Annotated in this window: 20 protein-coding genes; 14 read left to right on the top strand and 6 right to left on the bottom strand. The window is 65.9% G+C overall.

The annotated features are described in order from the left end of the window. Positions 1-171: 171 nt before the first annotated feature. Together CT3_RS06470 and CT3_RS06465 are read left to right on the top strand one after the other, a co-directional pair. Entirely contained in the window at positions 172-1,365 is a 1,194-nt protein-coding gene (locus tag CT3_RS06470; RefSeq protein WP_066539484.1) for a M20 aminoacylase family protein, read from the top strand. Continuing rightward, on the top strand, positions 1,280-2,356 hold the full coding sequence (locus tag CT3_RS06465; RefSeq protein ID WP_083520506.1) for a Bug family tripartite tricarboxylate transporter substrate binding protein: 1,077 nt from the start codon (positions 1,280-1,282) through the stop codon (positions 2,354-2,356). The genes CT3_RS06470 and CT3_RS06465 overlap by 86 nt, the downstream gene beginning before the upstream one ends. 108 nt (positions 2,357-2,464) lie before the next feature. On the opposite strand, the gene CT3_RS06460 is transcribed toward CT3_RS06465, so the two are convergent. Then, the gene (locus CT3_RS06460; RefSeq protein WP_066538998.1) at positions 2,465-4,786 is read right to left on the bottom strand and encodes a putative bifunctional diguanylate cyclase/phosphodiesterase; all 2,322 of its coding nucleotides are present in this window, start codon (positions 4,784-4,786) and stop codon (positions 2,465-2,467) included. 107 nt (positions 4,787-4,893) lie between these two features. Continuing rightward, complete coding sequence (ylqF, locus tag CT3_RS06455) at positions 4,894-5,832, bottom strand: ribosome biogenesis GTPase YlqF (protein ID WP_066539000.1); 939 nt, start codon at positions 5,830-5,832, stop codon at positions 4,894-4,896. 83 nt (positions 5,833-5,915) lie between these two features. Between ylqF and CT3_RS06450 the strand changes: the two genes are divergently transcribed. Next, positions 5,916-6,146: a hypothetical protein gene (locus CT3_RS06450; RefSeq protein WP_066539002.1), complete on the top strand. Its 231-nt coding sequence runs from the start codon at positions 5,916-5,918 to the stop codon at positions 6,144-6,146. A gap of 127 nt (positions 6,147-6,273) precedes the next feature. On the opposite strand, the gene CT3_RS06445 is transcribed toward CT3_RS06450, so the two are convergent. The 3 genes from CT3_RS06445 to CT3_RS06435 all read right to left on the bottom strand — a co-directional run bounded on the left by CT3_RS06445 (position 6,274) and on the right by CT3_RS06435 (position 10,718). Beyond that, the gene (locus tag CT3_RS06445) at positions 6,274-7,926 is read right to left on the bottom strand and encodes a methyl-accepting chemotaxis protein (RefSeq protein WP_127446188.1); all 1,653 of its coding nucleotides are present in this window, start codon (positions 7,924-7,926) and stop codon (positions 6,274-6,276) included. Positions 7,927-8,097: 171 nt separating this feature from the next. Continuing rightward, positions 8,098-9,630: a glutamate--cysteine ligase gene (gshA, locus tag CT3_RS06440; protein WP_066539006.1), complete on the bottom strand. Its 1,533-nt coding sequence runs from the start codon at positions 9,628-9,630 to the stop codon at positions 8,098-8,100. A 164-nt stretch (positions 9,631-9,794) separates the two neighbouring features. Next, positions 9,795-10,718, bottom strand: a complete 924-nt coding sequence (locus tag CT3_RS06435) for an SDR family NAD(P)-dependent oxidoreductase (protein ID WP_066539008.1) — start codon at positions 10,716-10,718, stop codon at positions 9,795-9,797. 491 nt (positions 10,719-11,209) lie between these two features. On the opposite strand from CT3_RS06435, the gene CT3_RS06430 reads away from it, so the two are divergent. The 9 genes from CT3_RS06430 (at position 11,210) to tolA (ending at position 17,974) form a co-directional block, all read left to right on the top strand. After that, the gene (locus CT3_RS06430) at positions 11,210-11,506 is read left to right on the top strand and encodes a 2Fe-2S iron-sulfur cluster-binding protein (protein WP_066539487.1); all 297 of its coding nucleotides are present in this window, start codon (positions 11,210-11,212) and stop codon (positions 11,504-11,506) included. 198 nt (positions 11,507-11,704) lie between these two features. Next, a complete protein-coding gene (gene ribBA / locus CT3_RS06425) occupies positions 11,705-12,826 on the top strand; it encodes a bifunctional 3,4-dihydroxy-2-butanone-4-phosphate synthase/GTP cyclohydrolase II (protein WP_066539010.1) in 1,122 nt (373 codons plus the stop codon). A gap of 6 nt (positions 12,827-12,832) precedes the next feature. After that, a complete protein-coding gene (ribH, locus tag CT3_RS06420; RefSeq protein WP_066539012.1) occupies positions 12,833-13,297 on the top strand; it encodes a 6,7-dimethyl-8-ribityllumazine synthase in 465 nt (154 codons plus the stop codon). Positions 13,298-13,300: 3 nt separating this feature from the next. Continuing rightward, positions 13,301-13,903 carry a transcription antitermination factor NusB gene (gene nusB, locus CT3_RS06415; RefSeq protein ID WP_066539014.1) on the top strand — a complete coding sequence of 201 codons (603 nt, stop codon included), beginning with the start codon at positions 13,301-13,303 and terminating at the stop codon, positions 13,901-13,903. An 82-nt stretch (positions 13,904-13,985) separates the two neighbouring features. Next, the gene (locus CT3_RS06410; protein WP_066539016.1) at positions 13,986-15,182 is read left to right on the top strand and encodes a pyridoxal phosphate-dependent aminotransferase; all 1,197 of its coding nucleotides are present in this window, start codon (positions 13,986-13,988) and stop codon (positions 15,180-15,182) included. 8 nt (positions 15,183-15,190) lie between these two features. Next, positions 15,191-15,610, top strand: a complete 420-nt coding sequence (locus CT3_RS06405) for a YbgC/FadM family acyl-CoA thioesterase (protein ID WP_066539489.1) — start codon at positions 15,191-15,193, stop codon at positions 15,608-15,610. After that, positions 15,607-16,311 carry a protein TolQ gene (gene tolQ, locus CT3_RS06400; RefSeq protein ID WP_066539018.1) on the top strand — a complete coding sequence of 235 codons (705 nt, stop codon included), beginning with the start codon at positions 15,607-15,609 and terminating at the stop codon, positions 16,309-16,311. Before CT3_RS06405 ends, tolQ begins: the two co-directional genes overlap by 4 nt. 13 nt (positions 16,312-16,324) lie before the next feature. Next, on the top strand, positions 16,325-16,756 hold the full coding sequence (locus tag CT3_RS06395) for an ExbD/TolR family protein (protein ID WP_066539020.1): 432 nt from the start codon (positions 16,325-16,327) through the stop codon (positions 16,754-16,756). 63 nt (positions 16,757-16,819) lie between these two features. Next, positions 16,820-17,974 (top strand): cell envelope integrity protein TolA, encoded by a 1,155-nt coding sequence (tolA, locus tag CT3_RS06390; protein WP_066539022.1) that lies wholly within the window; start codon positions 16,820-16,822, stop codon positions 17,972-17,974. Positions 17,975-18,098: 124 nt separating this feature from the next. Here the strand turns inward: tolA and CT3_RS06385 are convergent, their stop codons facing one another. Continuing rightward, the gene (locus CT3_RS06385; protein ID WP_066539024.1) at positions 18,099-18,863 is read right to left on the bottom strand and encodes a TSUP family transporter; all 765 of its coding nucleotides are present in this window, start codon (positions 18,861-18,863) and stop codon (positions 18,099-18,101) included. 217 nt (positions 18,864-19,080) lie between these two features. On the opposite strand from CT3_RS06385, the gene CT3_RS06380 reads away from it, so the two are divergent. Beyond that, positions 19,081-19,974: a LysR family transcriptional regulator gene (locus tag CT3_RS06380; protein ID WP_066539026.1), complete on the top strand. Its 894-nt coding sequence runs from the start codon at positions 19,081-19,083 to the stop codon at positions 19,972-19,974. 211 nt (positions 19,975-20,185) lie between these two features. Next, on the top strand, positions 20,186-21,568 hold the full coding sequence (gene trhP, locus CT3_RS06375) for a prephenate-dependent tRNA uridine(34) hydroxylase TrhP (protein WP_066539030.1): 1,383 nt from the start codon (positions 20,186-20,188) through the stop codon (positions 21,566-21,568). Positions 21,569-21,633 lie beyond the last annotated feature (65 nt).

Raw genomic sequence — 21,633 nt, 5'->3', positions numbered from 1 at the left:
ACCCAATCAAATAGCTATTGACACTCATTTTTCATATGCATTCACAGCAGCACTACCTGCACCCCTGGAATGCGGTTTCCCCTATGCCCATATATTCCTTTTGACGATAATGTGGACTACACCTCTTCCCCCCGTGCCGGGCGCCTGCCGCGCGCCGGTACCGATAGCAAGATGACAACCGCATCCGACATCACCCCCTACCTGGGCCAACTGGTCAGCTTCCGACGTGACTTGCACGCCAACCCGGAACTGAAATACGAAGAACACCGCACGGCTGACAAAGTGGCTGCCTACCTGGGCGCCCTGGGTCTGACCGTGCACCGCGGCCTGGGCCAGACCGGCGTGGTGACCAGCATCTACGGCAAGGGCCGCAGCAAAGAGAACCCCGGCCGCCAGGTGGGCATCCGTGCCGACATGGATGCCCTGCCCGTGGCCGAAGCCACCGGCGCACCCTATGCCAGCTGCATCCCCGGCAAGATGCACGCCTGCGGCCACGACGGCCACACCACCATGCTGCTGGGCGCCGCCACGCTGCTGGCACAGAACCCCGACTTTGACGGTACCGTGCACCTGATCTTCCAGCCCGGCGAAGAAGGTGGCGCGGGCGCCAAGGCCATGATGGACGATGGCCTGTTCACCCTCTTCCCCTGCGATGCCGTGTTTGCACTGCACAACTGGCCATCACTCCCCCAGGGTCAGATGGCCGTGCGCGTGGGCCCCATCATGGCGTCCACCATGCGTTTCGAGATCCGCGTCAAGGGCAAGGGCGGCCACGCCGCCATGCCGCACAAGACGCTGGACCCGATCCCTGTCGCCTGCACCATCGTCGGCCAGCTGCAGACCCTGGTGTCGCGCGGCGTGGACCCCATCGACAGCGCAGTGCTGACCATCGGCAAGATCGACGGCGGCACGGTCGAGAACATCATCCCGGATGAATGCTGCATCTACGGCACGGTGCGTACGCTGAGCAAAGAGACGCAGGACTACATGACCGAGGGCCTCAAGCGCATCTCCCAGCATGTGGCCGAAGCCCATCTGTGTGAAGCCACCTATATCCACAAGCCCGGCTACCCTAACACCACCAACAGCGAGCGCGAAGCCCGCTTCATGGGCGAGGTGATGCAGGAGATGGTGGGCAACGCCAACGCCTTCCCCGACATCGCTCCCGCCATGACGGCCGAGGATTTCGGCTTCATGCTGGAAGAAATCCCTGGTGCCTATGGTTGGATCGGCAACGGCAAGGGTGGCCAGCCCGGCGTGGGGCTGCACAATCCAGGCTATGACTTCAACGACGACAACATCGAACTCGGCGCCCGTTTCTGGGACCGACTCGCTCGCCGCTGGTTCACCCAGCCCCGCGACTGAACGGGCCGGCCCCTCGCGGCGCAAGCTGCTGGCAGCCGCCCTGGGCGGCATGGCGGTCGGCAGCGGGCTGCCGGCCTGGGCTGCGCAGTCCGGCTGGCCCCGCCACCCGGTGCGCGTGATCGTGCCCTACCCGGCTGGCGGTGTGAACGACGTGATCGCCCGCCAGTTCGGCGAGCGCATGGCGGCCACGCTGGGCCAGTCCTTCGTTGTTGAAAACCGCGGCGGCGCGGGCGGCACCATCGGCATCGCCGAAATGGCCCGCAGCGCCGGCGACGGCTATACCTTTGCCTTCGGCGCCATCAGCCCGCTGACGCTGAACCCGCACATCATGAAAGTGGGCTATGACCCGCTGCGCGACATCGCGCCCGTGGCCTCGGTCATGTACGCCCCTGTCTATGTGCTGGCCACCACGGCCTTCAAGGGCAATGACTTTGCGGCCGTACTGGACGCCGCCAAAAACCACCCCAAGGGCGTGAGCGTGGCCACATCCGGCTACGGCACGCTGGCCCATATCATGGTGGAGCAGCTGCGCCGCAAATCCGGCGCCAACCTGGTGCATGTGCCCTACAAGGGCGGCTCCCAGCTGATCACCGATGCCGCCGGCGCCCAGTTCGACCTGCTGCTGGCCAATCCCTATGCCCCCATCAATGCCCTGATTGCCGAAGGCAAGCTGCGCGTGCTGGCCGTGACCGGCCCGCGCCGCATGCCGGCGCTGGCACAGATACCCACCTTGGGCGAGCTGGGCTTCACCGCCGCCAACCTGACCTCCACTTTTGGCTTCTATGCCCCGGCCAGCACCCCGGCAGACATTCAGCAGCGCTTCCACGCTGAAGTGAACCGCCTGCTGCAATCTGCCGAGATGCAGGAACGCCTGCGCAAGCTGGACAACATGGCCTACCCCATGAGCCAGCAGGCCTTTGCCACCCTGGTGCGCCAGGACTATGTGGCCAATGCCAAGGTGATCAGCGAAGCCGGTATCCAGGCCCAGTAGGCCAACGCCAGCGCCGCCGCTGCAGGGCGGCGGTGCCACTCCCACTTGCCTGCAACCCTCCGCCTGTGCGACTGCGGCAGACCCTGCGTTTCCGCAGGCCCCTGGCGATCAGGCCTCCGTGCCGGTATCGGTGACCGGCGGCTGCAGCTGCTGCACATAGCGCGCCACCCAGGCCTGCCAGGGGATGGGCTGGTCGTACAGAAAGCCCTGGCACAGGATCTTCGGCTCCCAGGCATGCAGCAGCGCGGCCTGGGCCGGGGTCTCCACCCCTTCGGCCACCACCCGCAGGCCAAAGCGGTGGGCCACCCACAAAATGGCCTCCACCAGCGCTTCGGTCTGCTGGCTCTTGTTCATGTCCCGCACAAAGCTCTGGTCGATCTTGAGTTCCTGGATCGGCAGGCGCTTCAGATAGGCCATGGACGAATAGCCGGTGCCAAAATCATCCAGCGCAAACTGGATGCCCATTTCGCGCAGCTGCAGCATCCGGTGCGCAGCCTCATCAAAATCTCCCAGCACCAGACCTTCCGTCACCTCCAGCGTCAGCCGGGAAGGATCGGCCTCTGTGAACGCCAGCAGCGCCTGCAGCTTGGCCACGAAATCGGTCTGCAGAAACTGCCGGGCACTGACATTCACCGACAGTTGCAGCCGCCGCTCGACCAGTTCCGGCCGCACCAGCAGGCGGCAGGTCTGCTCCAGCATCCAGTCCCCCAGCAACACGATCAGGTCGGACTCTTCGGCCACGGGAATGAAGGCCCCCGGGCTCAGCAGGCCCCGCTCCGGGTTCTCCCAGCGCACCAGCGCCTCGACCCCCATCGCCACCCCTTCCGCGTTGTACTGGCCTTGCAGGAACAGGCGCAGCTCGCCTTCGCCAACCGCACGGCGCAGGCCTTTTTCGATGCGGTAACGGCGGCTGGCGTTCTCGGCCATCACCTCCTGGAAGATCACCGCATGCCCCGGCCCGCGGCTCTTGGCCTCATGCAGCGCGGTATTGGCACGGCGCAGGGCTTCAATCTCGGAATCGTTGGCCAGCTCCGGAAAGACGCACATGCCGATGCAGCAGGTCACACGCACGCCATCGTGCACGCCATCCAGCCACAGCGGGTCCGCCGACAGTGCCTCCAGCAGCCGCTGCGCGAAAGCCTTGGTCAGCAGTTCCGCATTACTGACATCGACGGCCAGATTCTCCAGCACGATGGCAAACTCATCGCCCGAATTGCGCACCAGCAGCCCGTTCGCGGGCACCAGCCCGCTGAGACAGACGGCCACGGCGCGCAGCAACTGGTCCCCCTGCACCGATCCATGCACATCGTTGAAGTTGGTGAAACGGTCCACGTCCAGCACCAGCAGACCGTGGCGCGGGCAAGGGCTGATCTCGCAGCGAAGGCCCTTGCTCTGCTCCTTGAGCTCCATCAGCCGCTTGAGAAAGGCAAAGCGGTTGGGCAGACCGGTGATGCGGTCGTAGTGCGACAGCTGGTGGATGGTGGCCTCGGCCTTGATGCGGTCGGTGATGTCCTGTTTGAGCTCCACGTAATGGGTCGGCACACCGAACTCATCGTGCAATGGCGCCACGCGCACATCCTCCACCACCAGCCGGCCATCCTTGCGGCGGTTGCGCAAATCCCCCTGCCATGTCTGCCCCTTGGCCAGCAGCTCCTGCACCTCCTGGCGCTGTGCGTCATCCATGCCCGTGATGGACACTTCACGCGTGGGGCGTCCCAGCACTTCCTGCAGCGCATAGCCGGAACGCTGCAGGAACGCCTGGTTGGCGTACACCACATGCGTTTGCATATCGGTGATCACAATGCTGGCCGGGCATTGCTCCACTGCCAGGGACAGCTTGCGCAGCTCGTGCTCGCTGGCACGCAGCTGTTCCTGCGCCGCTTCCGCAATGGCCGCCCGGCTCATGAAATGCTGGCGCGCCAGCAAGGTGGCGACCACCGTCAGCACCAGCATGCCGCAGGTGTAGATCACGGAGGTCCAGGTCATGACCAGCCCCCCCATCACGCCCCACAACTGCGCCAGCTTGAACGCCATGATCGCGCCCAGCGAAGCCGCCAGCAGCCACAGCGCTGGCTGCTGTCCCAGCACCCAGCCACAGAACAGCAAGATGATGGGAAGACCCAGCTGGTTGTGGCTTCGCGCCCCTCCGGTGGCCAGGGCCGCCAGCACGATCACCCCCCACAGACCCCAGACCAGCACATAGGTGGCACCAATCCAGCGCCCCTTGCGCTCCAGCGCCCAGGCGGCCATGCCGATGGAGCAGGCGATGGCATTGGCCAGCAGGCGCCAGGGCCAGTCGGGCGCACCTTCCAGCCAGTAGGCCGCCGCCAGCACGACCGATTGCAGCGCCACAAAGATGCCCCCCAATCGCACCAGACTGCGACTGAAGGTCTCATCCTGCGGAGAAAGCGAACGCTGCAGCGCTTGCATGAAAGCCCGTCATGAAGGTGATGGTTGGCGCATGATAGCGTCAGCACTCACTCATGGTGACAAGCTTCGGGGGCATTGTCCATGCCGGCAATGCCCCCGGCGCCGTGTCAGCGCCGTGCCGCCTTGCGCTGCTTTTTCTTGGCTTCGGCCAGGGCCTGGCGCTGCTGCTCGGCCGCTTCGCCTGCGGCCACCCATTGCGCAAACTCGGCCGGGGTTTCCAGCGTGATACGGCCCAGGATGTGGGTGCGGAAGTCGGTGATCACCAGCTCGGCCGCTTTCTGCGTGTTCACGCGCCCACCGCTCATCACGGCGCCGCGCTTGCGGGCTATGGCTTCCAGCAGCTCATCGTCATGGGCGGCCGCAATCTTCTGCGCCCCCCAGCCCAGCTTGTAGCGGTCTTCCAGGTTCTGCGCGTAGTGCTTTTGCAGATACAGCAGCAGCTCCAGCGCCACCAGCTCTTCGTCGTAGGCATTGCGCCCCACCGAGCCGGCAGCCGCCAGATTGAAGCCGCTTTGCTCAACGATGATGCGCGGCCACAGCATGCCGGGCGTGTCCCACAGATAGAAGTCATCGTCCAGCACAATGCGCTGCTCGTCCTTGGTCACACCGGCTTCGTCGGCGGCCTTGGCCTGGCGCTTGTTGCTCATGGAATTGATCAGCGTGGACTTGCCCACATTGGGCACACCGCAGATCAGCACGCGCAGCGGCTTGGCCAGACCACCCCGGTTGGGCGCCAGTTCACGGCAGGCCTGCGCCAGGCGGCGGGCGGGCGCGGCCTCCTCCGCATCCATGGGGATGGCGCGGGTCTCGGGCTGGGCGTTGTACCACTCCAGCCAGGCCTGGGTCTGCACCGGATCGGCCACATCCTGCTTGTTGAGCAGCTTGACGCGGGGCTTGTGGCCCGTCAGTTCCTGCAGCAGCGGGTTGAAGCTGGAGCCTGGCAAACGCGCATCCAGCACTTCGATCACCACATCGATTTCTTTGATGCGCTCGGCAATCAGCTTACGCGTCAGGTTCATGTGACCGGGAAACCACTGGATGGCCATGGAGTGTCTTTCTACGGGAATGTCAGGTGTCTTCGGGGGCGCAAGGATAATCGCAACCCTGTTCTCCCGTCATCTACTGCGCCATGGCCTTCTTCTCTCCCTCCCGCAAACCCACTGCCAATGACACCCTGGTCAAAGGGGTGATCCTGGCCCTGATCGGACTGGTGCTGTTGATCGCACCCCACTTCATGGGCGCCACGCCGCTGCGCGATATGTTTGCCCAGGCCCGGGTGGTGGGCTGGTTCGCCCTGGCACTGGGCCTGGCCTTCATCGGCAAGGAAGGTCTGCACCGCCTGCGCCAGCGGCGCGGCTGACGGAGTCGGCCTTCGGGCCATAGACCCTGCCGGAGTGCGTCCGGCGCCGCCTCTGTAGCACCTGCCCCTGCCCCCGGATACCGCCCCAGACCCCGCACCTGGGCGGTGCCCCCCGCCCACTGCGTGCTCAGGACGCCAGCAACACCGGCTGCTGCGCGGCAGCCACGGCAGCCCGGGGCAAGGCACGCGGCTCCAGGCGGAACACCCCCACTTCGCGCACCAGCTGTCCCACTTCCTGCTGCATGGTATCGGTGGCCTGGCTGCAAGCCTGCACCATGGCCGCGTTCTGGCGCGTCATGCCGTCCAGTTCCAGCACCGCGCTGTGGATGTGGGCAATGCCGTCGCGCTGGGCGGTGGAGGCCTGGGCCATTTCGGCAATCAGCTGCCCGACCTGGGCCACATCGCCCACAATGCCCTGCATGCGGCCGCCGGCCTGGCGCGCCAGCAGCACGCCGCCATCCACCTGGCGCAGCGAATCGCCGATCAGCGCCTTGATCTGCTTGGCCGCTTCGGCGCTCCGCTGGGCCAGCGCACGCACCTCGGTGGCCACCACCGCAAACCCCCGGCCCTGGCTGCCGGCACGTGCCGCTTCCACCGCGGCATTGAGCGCCAGAATATTGGTCTGGAAAGCGATGCCATCGATCACGCCGGTGATAGCCGCAATCTCGCGGCTGCGCTCGGCAATGCCCTGCATGCTGTCCACCACGTCGCGCACCGCTTCTCCCCCCTCGCGGGCCGAGGCGGCAGCGGCGGCGGCCAATCGGTCGGCCTGCAAGGCGGTTTCAGCGGTCTGCATCAGGGTCAGCGTGACTTCCTCGATGCGCTCCACACTGCGGTGCAGGTGGTCGGCCGTCTGGGCCGTGCGCTCGGCCAGTTCCCCATTGCCGGCGGCAATCTGGCCCGAAGCCTCGGTCACAGCCTCCACACCGTCGTGCACCTGGGCCACCACCGTCTGCAACTGGCGTGCCATGCGGCCCAGATCCTGCAGCAGCACCCCGACTTCGTCGGTGCGCTGGCTGTCCACGCGCACACGCAAGTCCCCCTGTGCGATGGTGCGGGCCACAGCCACTGCCTCGTGCAGCGGACGGGTCAGCGAGCGCACCAGCGCCCCCGACACCAGCACGCCCAGCACCAGCAGGCTGCCGTAGATGGCCACGGCCCACCACAGCGCTGCCTGGCGCTGGCGGGCGCCGGCTTCCAGCACCTCGCTTCGGTGGGTTTCCTGCAGGGCGATCAGGCGCTCGAACACCGCGACCTGCGCCTTGGCGGCCGGCAACAAGGCCTGGTCCACCAGCTTCTGCACTTCCCAGGCCTGCCCCAGGTCGCGCGCTTTGAACGCCGCTTCATAGTGCTTCAGCAACTGGGCCTGGCCGGCCTGGGCTTCGTCCATCAGGGCGCGGTCGTCGCCATCGCTGATCCGTTGGGCCATGGCTTCGCGCGCCTGCTCGGCGGCCTTCCACAAGGTGCGGGCCTTGTCGTTGGCACTGGCGATCAGCGCTTCTTCGGCGGACTGTACCCCGGCCAGCGCCACTTCCAGTGCCTGGTTGGTCAGGGCCTGCCAGCGCACGGCCCAGAGCATGCGCTGCTCGCTGTGGGCCGTAGCCTGGGCCACTTCCTGGTTCACGCGCTGCAATTGCCACAGCAGGGCCACGGCGACCAGTGCACTGGACAGCAGCAGTCCCAGGAACACCATGCCGATCTTGCGGGCGACCGACAGGTTCTGGAGGTGCGCCCACACGGAGCGGCGGGGCGGATGCAAACGCAATGTGGCAGTGGACATGGCTGGCGGGTGTCACCCTGTGCCACCCACCGGGGCAGCTTCTGTACGGCAATGTAGTGACAGCGTGTTACAAACGCATGTCACATGCCCGCGATGCTGTCATCGCAGATTCATGCGCCCTGCTTAGGCAACCCATGCCCGTCCTGGGCACAGGCGGCAGCCGCGCCGGACTCAGCCCAGTTGCTGGGGCGCCATGTAGTTCTGGCGCCAGTCCTCGAAACTGCCCACGCTGGCGGCCTCGATGGCCTGCTGGGCCTGCACCGATTCGGCCGCCCAGGCCGCAAACTGCGCCTCATCCGCCGCACTCCATGGGCGGTGCAGCAACTGGTCGCGCGCCCATTGGGAGCGGGCCAGGCCAAAGGCGTTGAAGTTGTTGCCGTAGTGCTGGGCCATATCGACCAGCACGCGGGCCGACGGCGTGAGGCTGCTGTCCTGCACACGGGCCAGTGCCAGCTTCAGGGCCTCGGTGTAATCCTGCGTGCCGTGCACCTGGTCCAGCGCCTGGGCAATGGGCCGGCAGGCCTGCAGCACCTCATCGGCCCAGGCCGTCATCTCCACCTCCCGGCCGGCGCGCACCAGGTGCAGACCGGGCTCACGGCCGCGCTCGGCGGTCAGGTGCTGGTTGTGCTTGAGGTCCGCAATCTCCTGCGGCGAATCCGGTGGGCTGTCGCTGAGCAGGCAGTGCAGCAGGAACACGTCCAGCATCCGCATGGTGCTGGCGTGGATCCCCACATCTTCATAGGGATCGATGTCCATCAAGCGCACTTCCACATACTCCACACCGCGCTCACGCAGCGCATGCAGCGGGCGCTCTCCGCTCTTCACGGTGCGCTTGGGACGGATGGTGCCGTAGAACTCGTTCTCGATCTGCAGCAGGCTGGTGCCCAGCTGGTTGTAGTCGCCGCCCGGATTGCGCACGCCCACCAGTTGGTAGGCGGGGTAAGGCCGGGTCAGGGCGTCGTACAGCGAATTGGCATAGCCTTCCAGGCCGTTGTAGCTGACGCTGATGCTGGACTGGGCATCGCTCTGGTAGCCCAGGCGCCCCATGCGCAGCGAGGTGGCATAGGGCAGGTAGAACGCCCTGCCCTCGGTGCCCATGGGCTGCAGCTGGTGCGAACGACCTTCGACAAAGCACGGGGACAGCACCGGCGATGCACCGTAGAGGTACAGCAGCACAAACGCGTGGCGGCGGAAATTGCGGATCAGCGCAAAGTATTCTTCACTGGACACCCCCGGCAACGACCAGTTGTAGTGGATGCCTGAGATGGTCTGCATGCGGCGACCATAGCGGTGGCCCAGGCCCATGCGGTAGACGCTTTTGGAGCGCCCGACATGCGAGCTGCCATAGCGCCCCAGCGGAATGGTTTCATCGATGGGCAGCCCGCAGGGCATGCTGGAGGCCCACATCAGCTCGCCGTCACACTGGGCATCCAGCGTGCGGTGCACAAACTGGTGCACGCGCTGCAGCTCCTGCACACATTCTTCCACGCCCAGACGGGCGCCGGTGATCAGCTCCAGTTGCGATTCGCTGAAGTCCGTGGTGATGTGGGGGTGGGTCAGTGCCGAACCCAGCGCGGCGGGGTGCGGCGTCAGTGCCAGCCCCCCGTTCGACAGCGCACGCAAGCCTTCTTTCTCAATGCCACGGCGGATTCCCGCCAGGCGTTGGGCATCAGGAAGCGAAGAGAAGGCTGCGGTATGGTTCATGCTGGCTGGTGTCGGTGCACAGTACTGCGGGGCCCGAACTTAGCATGCCGGGCCATGGGCCGCCGATGATAGGCAAATGTAACCAGTGGCGTATGCCCCCCGGTTTTAACCACACCCGGACTGTGCCGGCCCGGGCCGCCGCCACAGCCCCACCCGGCTTGTGCTTAGGCCAGCGCCCTGGCCTGCAAGGCCTTGCCCACCTCCAGGCGGCTTTGCGCCTGGCCGCTTTGCGGCACCTGCTCCTGCGTGCGGTCCAGCACCTGGGGCAAGGCCTCGGCCAGTTGCTCGGGCACGGTCTCGCCCTGGCCCAGGTGCACGCCCTGGGTCAAGGTGATGTGTGCCGCCTCGAACGACCCCGCACCTGCGCACAGGATGGTGCGCGTGGGCGCCGACGCGTGCGCCAGCACCAGCATGGCCGGCACCACCGATTCGGGCGTCAGCGCCTGCAGCGCCTCTTCCCCCAGCAGGCCTTGGGTCATGCGCGTGGCCGCCGTGGGTGCCAGCGCGTTGACGTGGATGCCGTACTTGGCACCTTCGATGGCCAGGGTCTGCATCAGCCCCACCTGGGCCAGTTTGGCCGCACCGTAGTTGCTCTGGCCAAAGTTGCCATACAGCCCGGAGGACGAGGTCGTCATCACGATGCGGCCGTAGTTCTGTGCCTGCATCTGGGCCCACACGGCCTTGCAGCAGTTGGCGGCCCCCATCAGATGGACTTCGATCACCAGGCGGAAATCGCTCATGTCCATCTTGGCAAAGCTCTTGTCGCGCAGGATGCCGGCGTTGTTGACCAGGATGTCCACCCGCCCCCAGGCGTCCACGGCCTGCTGCACCATGGCCTGCACGGCCTCGAAATCGGTCACCGAAGCGCCATTGGCCAGTGCTTCGCCACCGGCGGCAACGATTTCATTGACCACGGCCTGGGCCGCGCCGACCGAACCACCGCTGCCGTCCAGCGCGCCGCCCAGATCGTTGACCAGCACCTTGGCACCGCGTCGTGCCAATGCCAGCGCATGCTGGCGGCCCAGGCCGCCCCCGGCGCCGGTCACGATGGCCACACGGCCCTGAAAGTCCAGTTCATCTGCTTGCATGGTGTTTGTCTCCTGTTGGATCTGCGTGCTTTTTGCCACCCGCTGCGGGTGTCTACGCCGCGCACTCTACGCGGCGGCGGGCAGCGCTGCAGTAGCCCAAGCGACTGTGCGCCCCCACGTGCAGCCACCGCAGACGCGAACACCGATTTACCCCCATCTCTGCAGCAAAGGCCTGTGGATAAGCATGAGACACTGTTACAAAAAAATCCCAAGCCATTGATTTTGAATGATTTTATTTTTATGCCTGTTTTTTAGGCAGCGCACTGTCTGACAAAGTTGTCACCAACCGCGTTGGAAAACTGTGTGGACAACTTTCGCAACCGCGGATTCCTGGACGCTAAGTGCTTGATTTTTCACACTTCCATTTGCTGCGCCCATTTTTTAGGCATGCACGGGTTAACACCAGGACAAATCCCGCCCACTGCCCGCCGAATCCAGGCTCGGCCACAATGCAAGGTTTGCGCCATGGAGCGCTCCTTTTTTTGCTGCCCATGTCTTCCGAATTCGCTCCACCCTTTTTCATCGCCCGCCTCAGCCCCAGCGACCAGCAATGCGATGCCTGGGCCGACCAGTCCCTGCTCGACTCCATGGAGCAAGGTGGGCTGGATTGGCCCAGCTCCTGCCGCAACGGCACCTGCCGCACCTGCATCGGCCAACTGGTGTCCGGCAGCGTGCATTACGCCGTGGAATGGCCCGGCCTGAGCGCCGAAGAAAAAGCCGAAGGCTGCGTGCTGCCCTGCGTGGCGATTCCGGATGGCGATGTGGTGCTGCAGGACCCCTCCCGCTAAACCTTCTGCGGCGCACAGCTGCTGCGCTGCACTAGAATGGCGGGATTCCGAGGCGGGCACCATCCGGCGCCCTCTCTCGTACGGTAGTGGCCGTGCGCATAGCGTTCTTTGGGGGTGTCCTTGGGCACCATGTGTCAGTGCCCTGGACGCCATACGCCTTCTGTTGCCACAGCACCAGGCCCCAAGGAAACAGCTCTCATGAATACCCCCCTGAACCCCGTCGCCATCTCGCCGGTGGAAGAGATCGTTGCCGACATGCGCGCAGGCCGCATGGTCATCCTGGTGGATGAGGAAGACCGCGAAAACGAAGGCGACCTGGTGCTGGCCTCCGACCACGTCACCCCCGAAGCCATCAACTTCATGGCCCGGTTCGGCCGGGGCCTGATCTGCCTGACGCTCACCCGCGAACGCTGCGAATACCTGAAGCTGCCGCCCATGGCTGCACGCAATGGCACCGTCTACAGCACCGCCTTCACCGTCTCCATTGAAGCTGCCGAAGGCGTGACCACCGGCATTTCCGCCGCCGACCGCGCCCGCACCGTGCAGGCAGCCGTGGCCAAGAACGCCGTGCCCACCGACCTGGTGCAACCGGGCCACATCTTCCCGCTGCAGGCCGTGGACGGCGGCGTGCTGATCCGCGCCGGCCACACGGAAGCCGGTTGCGACTTGGCCGGCATGGCCGGCTGCACCCCCTCGGCCGTGATCTGCGAGATCATGAAGGACGACGGCACCATGGCCCGCCTGCCCGATCTGCAGCTGTTTGCCGCGGAACACGGCCTGAAGATCGGCACCATTGCCGACCTGATCCAGTACCGCAGCCGCACCGAATCGCTGCTGGAAAAAGTGGGCAGCCGTGCCATCCAGACGCCCTACGGCGAATTCACCTGCCACGCCTTCCGCGACAAACCCAGCCATGCCGTGCACCTGGCCCTGGTCAAGGGCAGCTGGAGCGAAACCGATGAAGTCCCCGTGCGTGTGCACGAGCCGCTGTCCGTGCTGGATGCGCTGGAGATCAACCGCTCCATGCACTCCTGGGGTCTGGACACCAGCCTGCAGTACCTGGACCGCCAAGGCCAGGGCGTGGCCGTGCTGCTGAACTGCGGCGAAAGTGCCGCCCAACTGCTGGAGCAGTTCGACGGCAAGGCCCGCTCGGCCCAGGCACCCGAGCGCGGCCGCATGGACCTGCGCACCTACGGCGTGGGCGCACAGATCCTGCGCGAATGCGGCGTGCACAAAATGAAGCTGCTGGGCCAGCCCCGCCGCATGCCCAGCATGGCCGGCTACGGCCTGGAAATCACCGGTTACATCACCAAGGAATAAAGCGACATGCTGCACGCTGAAAAAGGCAACGCCTCCGCACTGAACGGCCAAGGTCTGCGCATTGGCATCGTCCAGGCCCGCTGGAACGAAAGCATCACCAACACCCTGGCCCAGGCCTGCACCCAGACCTTGCTGGACGCCGGTGTGGCCGCCGACGCCATTGACCATGTGCTGGTGCCCGGCGCACTGGAAGTGCCCGTGGCGCTGCAGGCCCTGGCCGAGCGCGGCGGCTATGACGCCCTGGTGGCCCTGGGCTGCATCATCCGCGGCGAGACCTACCACTTTGAACTGGTGGCCAATGAATCCGGCGCCGGCGTGACCCGCCTGAGCCTGGACTACCGTCTTCCGATCGCCAACGCGATCATCACGACCGAGAACCTGGAGCAGGCCATCGCCCGCCAGACCGAAAAAGGCGCCGATGCCGCCCGCGTGGCCATCGAAATGGCCTGTCTGCTCCGCACCCTGAAATAAGCCATGAGCGACGACACCCAATCCACATCGGCCAAAAGCCGCCCCCCCCGCCAGCCCCGCAAGGGCGTGACCAGCACCGGCGTGCGCAAGGCGGCCTCCAAGTCCACCCGCAGCCGCTCGCGCGAGTTCGCGCTGCAGGCGCTGTACCAGCACATCGTGGGTGGCAACGATGCCACGTCCATCGACATGTTCACGCGCGACCTGGCGGGCTTTCACAAGTGCGACACGGCCCACTACGACGCACTGCTGCACGGCTGCATCGAAACCGCTGCGGACCTGGATGCGCTGATCGCTCCCAAGCTGGACCGCCGCATGGAAGAGCTCTCGCCCATCGAGCATGCCTGCATGTGGATTGGCGTCTATGAATTCCTGCACTGCCCCGATGTGCCCTGGCGTGTGGTGCTCAACGAGAGCATCGAGCTGGCCAAGGAATTTGGCGGCACCGACGGCCACAAGTATGTGAACGGCGTTCTCCACGCCCTGGCCCCCACGCTGCGCCCCACCGAAGTGGCCGCCGACAAGGGCCAGAACGGCGCCGGCAAGCCGGAGCAGGCCCCCAAGGCCGAACCCGCAGCCGACCAGCCCGCCCAGGACAGCCAGGCCTGATCTCCTGCCAGGCAGCCTTCCCTCCGGAACGCTGCCTTTTTTCTTTTTTGTTCTGCGGCACCGCCGCCCCCTTGAAGAGCCCATGCAGTTTTCCACCCGCGCGCAACGCATTGAACCGTTTTACGTGATGGAGGTGGCCAAGGCCGCCCAGGCGCTGGCCCGTGAAGTGGCCCACACCGACCAGCCGGTGATCTTTCTGAACATTGGCGAACCCGATTTCACCGCACCCGCCCTGGTGCAGGAGGCCGCGGCCCGCGCCATCGGCAGCGGCGCCACGCAATACACCAACGCGCTGGGCCTGGAGCCGCTGCGCGAAGCCATCAGCGGCTGGTATGCCAGCCGCTTCGGCGTGGACGTACCCGCACGCCGCATTGTGGTCACCGCCGGCGCCAGCGCTGCGCTGCAACTGGCCTGCCTGGCACTGATCGAGGCCGGCGATGAAATCCTGATGCCGGACCCCAGCTACCCCTGCAACCGCCACTTCGTCAGCGCCGCCGAAGGCTCGGCCAAGCTGATTCCGTCGGGCGCGGCAGAGCGTTTCCAGCTCAGCGCCGCCCAGGTGCAGGCCCACTGGGGCGACAAGACGCGCGGGGTGCTGCTGGCATCGCCCTCCAACCCCACAGGCACGTCCATTGACCCGACCGAGCTGCGCCGCATCCACGAGGTGGTCAAGTCCAAGGGCGGCATCACCATCGTCGACGAGATCTACCTGGGCCTGTCGTATGACGACGCCTTCGGCCAGACCGCCCTGGCCATGGACGACGACATCATCAGCATCAACAGCTTCAGCAAGTACTTCAACATGACCGGCTGGCGCCTGGGCTGGATGGTGGTGCCCGACGCCATGGTGCCGGTGGTGGAGCGCCTGGCCCAGAACCTGTTCATCTGCGCGTCCACCATCTCGCAGCATGCCGCCCTGGCCTGCTTTGCGCCCGAAAGCATTGCCGAGTTCGAACGCCGCCGTGCCGAATTCAAGGCCCGCCGCGACTACTTCCTGCCCCAGCTCAACCGCCTGGGCCTGTCCGTGCCGGTGATGCCCGACGGCGCGTTCTACGCCTGGGCCGACTGCTCCCAGATGGCGCACAAGCTGTGCGTGGCGCCCGGAGCCAACTGCAGCTGGGACTTTGCCCATGCGCTGCTGCAGCAAGCCCATATCGCGGCCACCCCAGGCCGCGACTTCGGCACGGCCGACACCGCACGCCACATCCGCTTTTCCACGGCCAACTCCATGGCCCAGTTGCAGGAAGCCGTGGCCCGCATGGAACGCCTGCTGGGCTGAGCATGCTCATGACGGCCTTTCGCTTTCCCCTGCGCATCTATTGGGAGGACACCGATGCCCGCGGCACGGTCTACCCCTCCCGGATGCTGCATTTCTTCGAGCGCGGCCGCACCGAATGGCTGCGCGCCCTGGGTATCGAGCAGCAAAAGCTGCGGGAACAAACCGGCGGCTTCTTTGTCGTAACCCATGCTGCGGTGGACTATGTCACCCCGGCACGGCTGGACGATCAGCTCTGGGTCACGGCCCGGCTGCAATCGGCCGGCCGCGCCTCCATCACCATTGCCCAACAGGCTTTGTTACAACACACCATGTCATCCGATGGCCAGCCTCAGCTGTTAAGTGAAGGCACCATCCGTATTGGCTGGGTGGATGCGGCCAGCATGCGCCCTGCCCGTATTCCTGCCAGCATCCTGGAACAACTCTCATGAACAACCAAGACATGTCCATCCTCCACCTGGTGCTGCAAGCCAGCTGGGTGGTCCAACTCGTCATGCTGATCCTGGTGGCCGCCTCGGTCGCCAGCTGGGCCATGATCTTCCGCAAGATGCAGACGCTCAACAAGGTGCGCGCGCAGAACGACAGCTTCGAGCAGGACTTCTGGTCCGGCACCAGCCTGAACGATCTGTACATCAGCGCCATGAAAAACGCCAAGAGCGGCGGCCCGATGGAACGCGTCTTCGCCAGCGGCATGCGCGAATACCAGAAACTGCGCGAACGCCGCATCACCAGCGCCGACACGCTGATGGACGGGACCCGCCGCGCCATGCGTGCCAGCTTCCAACGGGAGATGGACGAGATCGAATCCGGTCTGCCCTTCCTGGGCACCGTGGGCTCCGTGGCCCCCTACGTCGGTCTGTTCGGCACGGTCTGGGGGGTGATGCACGCCTTCACCGGTTTTGCCAACATGGAACAGATCACGCTGGCCACCGTGGCCCCCGGCATTGCCGAAGCCCTGGTCGCCACCGCCATGGGCCTGTTTGCTGCCATCCCGGCGGTGACTGCCTACAACCGCTACGCCCACAAGATTGACCGCGTTGCCAGCCAGCAGGAAACCTTCATCGAAGAGTTCTCCAACATCCTGCAGCGCAATGTGAGCGGCGTGGGCCAGAGCACGGCGTCGGGCCACTGATCGGAGCCGCCCCATGCCCTCAGTCAGCTCCCGCGGCAAAGGCCGCCGCACCGTCAACGAAATCAATATGGTGCCGTTCATCGACGTGATGCTGGTGCTGCTGATCATCTTCATGGTCACGGCCCCCATGCTCACGCCCGGCGCCATCAACGTGCCCAGCGCCGGCAAGTCCACCAAGCCCCCGGTCCAGAACGTGGCCCATGTGCTGATCGACAAGGACGGCTCCGTGCGCCTGAAGACGCCGAATGGCGAACAGGCCGTGACGCTGCAGGAACTGGGTCTGGCGGCCGCCAGCTGGCAATCCGGCCAGCCCGAGGACAGTGCCGTCATGATCCAGGCAGACAAAGCCCTGCCCTACGAAACCGTGGTCAACGCCATGGGCGAACTCCAGAAAGCCGGCGTCAAGCGCGTGGCCCTGGGCGTCAAGTCCGCCGCCGGCAAGTGACCTTCGGGCCGGCGGCGACTTTCCGCCCGCCGGCCCGCAACTATTAGCACCGCACCCGATTCCATGTCATCCCGCTACGAAAACGACCCCTTTGCCCCACCCCGCCGCAGCAAGTACCTGCGCGCCTGGCTGATGGCACTGGCGGCGCACATCCTGCTGATCGTGGCGCTCGTGTGGAACGTGCGCCCGCCCAAAGCGGTCGGTGAAGCCGCTGTGGAAGCCGAGCTGTGGTCGGAAATGCCCACGGCAGCGGCCCCGCGTGCGCCCACGCCGCCACCGGAACCCGAGCCGGAGCCCGAACCCGTCAAGCCCCCGCCCCCACCGGAGCCAGAGCCCGTGGTGGTGCCGCCCAAGCCCACGCCACAACAGCTGCAAGCCGAGCAACAGGCCCATGAGGCCGAGCTGGCGCTGGAGAAAAAGCGCCAGCAGGAGCTGAAGGACAAGCGCGAGCTGGAAGAACGCCAAGCCAAGGAAAAGGCCGAGAAGGCGGAAAAAGCGCGGCTGCAAAAGGAAAAAGAAAAGAAGGAACAGGCCGAGGAAGAGCGCAAGGAACGCCTGGAAAAGGAAAAAGCAGACAAGGCCGAGAAGGACAAGCAGAAGAAAGAGCAGGAGAAGAAGGACCGCCTGGAGAAAGAAAAGGCGGACAAGGCCGAGAAAGACAAGCTGCAGAAGGAAAAAGAGAAAAAAGACAAGGCCGAGAAAGAGAAAGCCGACAAGGAAAAAGCCGAGAAGAAGGCCGCTGACGACAAGCGCAAGAAGGAACAGGCGGCCAAGGACGCCAAGGACGCAGCCGCCGCAGAGAAGATGCGCCAGGAAAACATGGCACGCATGGCCGGTCTGGCAGGCTCGGGCGGCAGTGGCTCGGCCGAGCGCAGCAGCGGCCCCAACGCTGGCAAGGGCGGTGGCAACGGTTCCGGTGCGGGCACCGGTGCCGGCGGCGGCCACGGCCCGTCGGCCGGCTACGGCGCCAAGGTGGCGGCCAAGGTCAAGCCCAACATCGTCTACCCGGACGCGATCAGCGGCAACCCGCGTGCCGAAGTCGAAGTGCGCACCGCGCCCGGCGGTGACATCATCAGCGCCCGCCTGATCAAGTCCAGCGGCAACAAGGCCTGGGACGACGCCGTGGTGCGCGCCGTGCAGAAGACCGATTCCCTGCCCAAGGACGTGGATGGCAAGGTGCCGCCCACCCTGGTGATCGGCTTCCGCCCGCAAGACTGAGTCCGTACCAGCCACGCTGCGGCAGCACACGCAGAAAAGGGCTTGAAGGTGTTTCCACCTTCAAGCCCTTTTCTTTTGCAGACATGCTGCCATGCCATGCAGCGGCACAGCGGTTTCACCGCTGCTAGTTGAACAGCATGTAAGCCCCCAGTGCCAGCAAGCTGCCCATCAGCACCCGCTTGAAAGCCGTGGCCGACAGACGCGATCGCAGCCGCTCCCCCGCAGCCATGCCCAGCAGCGCGGGCAGCAGCATCGCGGCCGACGCCCCCAGCGCCGCACCATCCAGCGGGCCGCTGCCGCCCGCCACACCACTCAGCCCCAGACCCAAGGCCAGCGTGGAGACCGTAAAGCTCAGCCCCATGGCCTGCATCAGCGCCTGGCGCGGCAGCTGCAAGGCCTGCAGATAGGCCACCGCCGGCACCACAAACACACCGGTCAGCGCCGTGATGCCCCCGGTCACCAGGCCAGCCACAGCCCCCAGCCACCCCTGGTGCCTGTGCGGCAGCGTCACCGCACGTCCCCACAGACCCCACAGCGCATACAGCGCCAGCGCCGCTCCCAGCAAGGTGCGTGCCCCGGCGGCCTGGCCCAGCGGCCCCCACCACCACACCCCGCCCAACGTACCCACCACCACGCCCAGCTGCATGGGCCACAGCTGGCGCAGCACCGGTCCCAGCGATGCCGCCGGACGCATCTGCAGCACATTGGTCACCAGCGAAGGCAGCAGCAGCCAGGCGGCGGCCTGCCCCGTGGGCATGAACAGCGCCAGCAGCGCCATGGAGACCGTGGGCAGACCCAGACCCACCACGCCCTTGACCACGCCTGCCAGCGCAAACACCAGCACGGCCCCCAGCAGCAGCCCCGGCTGGGCCAGCAAATCGGCGTTCATGCGCCCGCCTGCTGTGCCGCCATGGCTGCCATGGTGGCCGCAGCAGCCTTCGTTTCAAACTGAACCTTTTGCATCACAACATGTCCTAACCAAACACTTTTCCTGCGCCATTCTTCTGCGCCTACACTGACACCACAATGCGGAAGTGCTGCAGCCAGACTCAGGCCCTCCCTGAGCCTTGTTCCGCCCCTCTTCGTCCATGCCCACCTTGCCCTCCATGCGCTTTGACCTCACCGATCTGCAACTGTTTGTCCACATCCTGGACAGCGGCACGCTCACGGCGGCAGCGGGCCTGTCGCACATGACGCTGGCCTCGGCCAGCGAGCGCGTGCGCGGCATGGAAGCCCAGCTGGGTGCCCCACTGCTCGAGCGCGGTGCACGCGGCGTGCGCCCCACGGCCGCCGGCCATACGCTGGGCCAGCACGCACGCCAGGTGCTGCAGCAAATGGAGCATCTGCGCGGTGATCTGGCGGACTTCGGCAACGGCCTGGCCGGTCAGGCGCGGGTGCGGGGCAATACCTCGGCCGTGGCCGAACACCTGCCGCAGGCCGTGGCCGGTTTTCTGCAGGCCCAGCCGCGCGTGGCACTGGAGCTGCAGGAATGCCGCAGCGAAGCCGTGCTGGACGGCTTGCGTCAGGGCCTGTGCGACATTGGCATTGCCAGCGATGCGGTGGACACCAGCGGCATCCAGGCCGAACCCTGGCGCCCCGATCCGCTGGTGGCCGTGCTGCCGGTGGAACACCCGCTGGCACGCCGCATGTCGCTGCGGCTTGCCGAGTTGCTGACACAGGACTGGATTGGCCTGCCCCGCGGCTCTGCCCTGCAGGCCCTGGTGCAGCGCCACGCCACGCAACTGGGCCAGCCGCTGCGCTGGCGCGTGCAGCTGCAGCAGTTCGACAGCATCTGCCAGCTGGTCGGCCAGGGCGCCGGCGTGGCCGTGCTGCCTGCCTCCGCTGCACGCCGCCATGCGGGCCGCAACGGCGCACGGGCGATCGCCCTGCAGGACCCCTGGGCCCAGCGCCAGCTGCTGCTGTGCACCCGGCCCGGCGTGCAGCTGCCGGCACATGCCCAGCTGCTGCTGGAACACCTGCAGCAGCACAGCATCCGCTGAGCCCACTGCCGCACGCCCCACCTGGCCCAAGCGGCGGCGACCGGGAACACGCCCTCCCGCGGCACATGGCCTGCGGACGCGCCCATGCAGCCTGCCCAATCCGGTGGCAGCAACCGTGCCGGACGCGGAGGTAACAGCCCCTGAAACCCCTGCGGGCACCCTGCCCGCCCTGACACACGGGAGGGCGGTTTGCAGGACAATACGCCCCATCATGACCCTCAAAGCCCCCGAACTCCTGTTGCCCGCCGGCTCGCTCGACAAAATGCGCGCCGCCTATGACTTTGGCGCCGATGCCGTGTATGCCGGCCAGCCGCGCTACAGTCTGCGCGCCCGCAACAACGAGTTCCGCATGGAACAGATCGCCCAGGGCATCCAGGAAGCGCATGCACGCGGCAAGAAGTTCTTCCTGACCAGCAACGTGATTGCGCACAACGACAAGATCCGCACCTACCTGCGCGACATCGAGCCCATCATCGCCATGAAGCCCGACGCGCTGATCATGGCCGACCCGGGCCTGATCATGATGGTCAAGGAAAAGTGGCCCGAGGCGGTGATCCACCTGTCCGTGCAGGCCAACACCACCAACTACGCCACCGTCAAGTTCTGGCAGAAGATGGGCGTGGAGCGCATCATCCTCTCGCGCGAGCTGTCTCTGGACGAGATCGAAAAGATCCGCCAGGAATGCCCGGACATGGAGATCGAAGTCTTTGTGCACGGCGCACTGTGCATTGCCTACTCGGGCCGCTGCCTGCTGAGCGGCTACTTCAACCGCCGCGACCCCAACCAGGGCACCTGCACCAACGCCTGCCGCTGGGACTACAAGACGCACGACGCTCAGGTCGACCCCAACACCGGCGAAGCCCTGGCCCAGGCCATGGACAAGGGCTTCAACTTCGAAGACGCCAAGAACGACGCCGACAACCAGTTCACCAGCACCTGCGGTGACGGCAACCGCCACCCCAAGGCCGATGCCATCTACCTGCTGGAAGAAAAAGGCCGCCCCGGCGAAATGATGCCCATCATGGAAGATGAGCACGGCACCTACATCATGAACTCCAAGGACCTGCGCGCCGTGGAGCATGTGGAGCGCCTGACCAAGATCGGCGTCGATTCGCTGAAGATCGAAGGCCGCACCAAGAGCCTGTACTACGTGGCCCGCACCGCGCAGACCTACCGCCGCGCCATCGACGACGCCGTGGCCGGCCGCCCCTTCAACCCGCACCTGATCACCGAGCTGGAAAGCCTGGCCAACCGCGGCTACACCGGCGGCCTGCTGGAGCGCCGCCCCGCCAACGACTACCAGAACTACGAAACCGGCACCTCGGTGCTGCAGCGCAGCCACTTTGTGGGCCAGGTGCGCGATTACGTGAATGGCATGGTCGAGATTGAAACCATGAACCGTTTTGCCGTGGGCGATACCATTGAGGTCGTGCACCCCACAGGCAACCGCCGCGTCCAGCTGACCCAGATGTTCAATCTGGACGGCGAGCCGGTGCAGGTGGCCCAGGGCAACCCCATCCGCGTGCGCGTGCCGATGGAAGGTCCGTGGGAAGGTGCACTGATTGCCCGCTTGCTGCACCCCGAACAAGCATAAGACCACGGCTTCCTGCGCCCAGGCGCGGAGCACTTCGGCACGACGGCGCGCTGAAGTCCGCGCCC

Origin of the sequence: Comamonas terrigena NBRC 13299, from assembly GCF_006740045.1 — a bacterium.
GTDB classification, from domain to species: Bacteria; Pseudomonadota; Gammaproteobacteria; order Burkholderiales; family Burkholderiaceae_C; genus Comamonas; species Comamonas terrigena.
Note: the sequence above shows the minus strand (reverse complement) of the source record. Positions and strands in the feature narration are given on the sequence as shown.

Excerpts from the sequence above, each read along its gene's own strand:
- CT3_RS06470 (WP_066539484.1), top strand. The coding sequence starts at position 172 with ATGACAACCGCATCCGACATCACCCCCTACCTGGGCCAACTGGTCAGC.
- CT3_RS06465 (WP_083520506.1), top strand. The coding sequence starts at position 1,280 with ATGACTTCAACGACGACAACATCGAACTCGGCGCCCGTTTCTGGGACC.
- CT3_RS06460 (WP_066538998.1), bottom strand. The coding sequence starts at position 4,786 with ATGCAAGCGCTGCAGCGTTCGCTTTCTCCGCAGGATGAGACCTTCAGT.
- ylqF (WP_066539000.1), bottom strand. The coding sequence starts at position 5,832 with ATGGCCATCCAGTGGTTTCCCGGTCACATGAACCTGACGCGTAAGCTG.
- CT3_RS06450 (WP_066539002.1), top strand. The coding sequence starts at position 5,916 with ATGGCCTTCTTCTCTCCCTCCCGCAAACCCACTGCCAATGACACCCTG.
- CT3_RS06445 (WP_127446188.1), bottom strand. The coding sequence starts at position 7,926 with ATGTCCACTGCCACATTGCGTTTGCATCCGCCCCGCCGCTCCGTGTGG.
- gshA (WP_066539006.1), bottom strand. The coding sequence starts at position 9,630 with ATGAACCATACCGCAGCCTTCTCTTCGCTTCCTGATGCCCAACGCCTG.
- CT3_RS06435 (WP_066539008.1), bottom strand. The coding sequence starts at position 10,718 with ATGCAAGCAGATGAACTGGACTTTCAGGGCCGTGTGGCCATCGTGACC.
- CT3_RS06430 (WP_066539487.1), top strand. The coding sequence starts at position 11,210 with ATGTCTTCCGAATTCGCTCCACCCTTTTTCATCGCCCGCCTCAGCCCC.
- ribBA (WP_066539010.1), top strand. The coding sequence starts at position 11,705 with ATGAATACCCCCCTGAACCCCGTCGCCATCTCGCCGGTGGAAGAGATC.
- ribH (WP_066539012.1), top strand. The coding sequence starts at position 12,833 with ATGCTGCACGCTGAAAAAGGCAACGCCTCCGCACTGAACGGCCAAGGT.
- nusB (WP_066539014.1), top strand. The coding sequence starts at position 13,301 with ATGAGCGACGACACCCAATCCACATCGGCCAAAAGCCGCCCCCCCCGC.
- CT3_RS06410 (WP_066539016.1), top strand. The coding sequence starts at position 13,986 with ATGCAGTTTTCCACCCGCGCGCAACGCATTGAACCGTTTTACGTGATG.
- CT3_RS06405 (WP_066539489.1), top strand. The coding sequence starts at position 15,191 with ATGACGGCCTTTCGCTTTCCCCTGCGCATCTATTGGGAGGACACCGAT.
- tolQ (WP_066539018.1), top strand. The coding sequence starts at position 15,607 with ATGAACAACCAAGACATGTCCATCCTCCACCTGGTGCTGCAAGCCAGC.
- CT3_RS06395 (WP_066539020.1), top strand. The coding sequence starts at position 16,325 with ATGCCCTCAGTCAGCTCCCGCGGCAAAGGCCGCCGCACCGTCAACGAA.
- tolA (WP_066539022.1), top strand. The coding sequence starts at position 16,820 with ATGTCATCCCGCTACGAAAACGACCCCTTTGCCCCACCCCGCCGCAGC.
- CT3_RS06385 (WP_066539024.1), bottom strand. The coding sequence starts at position 18,863 with ATGAACGCCGATTTGCTGGCCCAGCCGGGGCTGCTGCTGGGGGCCGTG.
- CT3_RS06380 (WP_066539026.1), top strand. The coding sequence starts at position 19,081 with ATGCGCTTTGACCTCACCGATCTGCAACTGTTTGTCCACATCCTGGAC.
- trhP (WP_066539030.1), top strand. The coding sequence starts at position 20,186 with ATGACCCTCAAAGCCCCCGAACTCCTGTTGCCCGCCGGCTCGCTCGAC.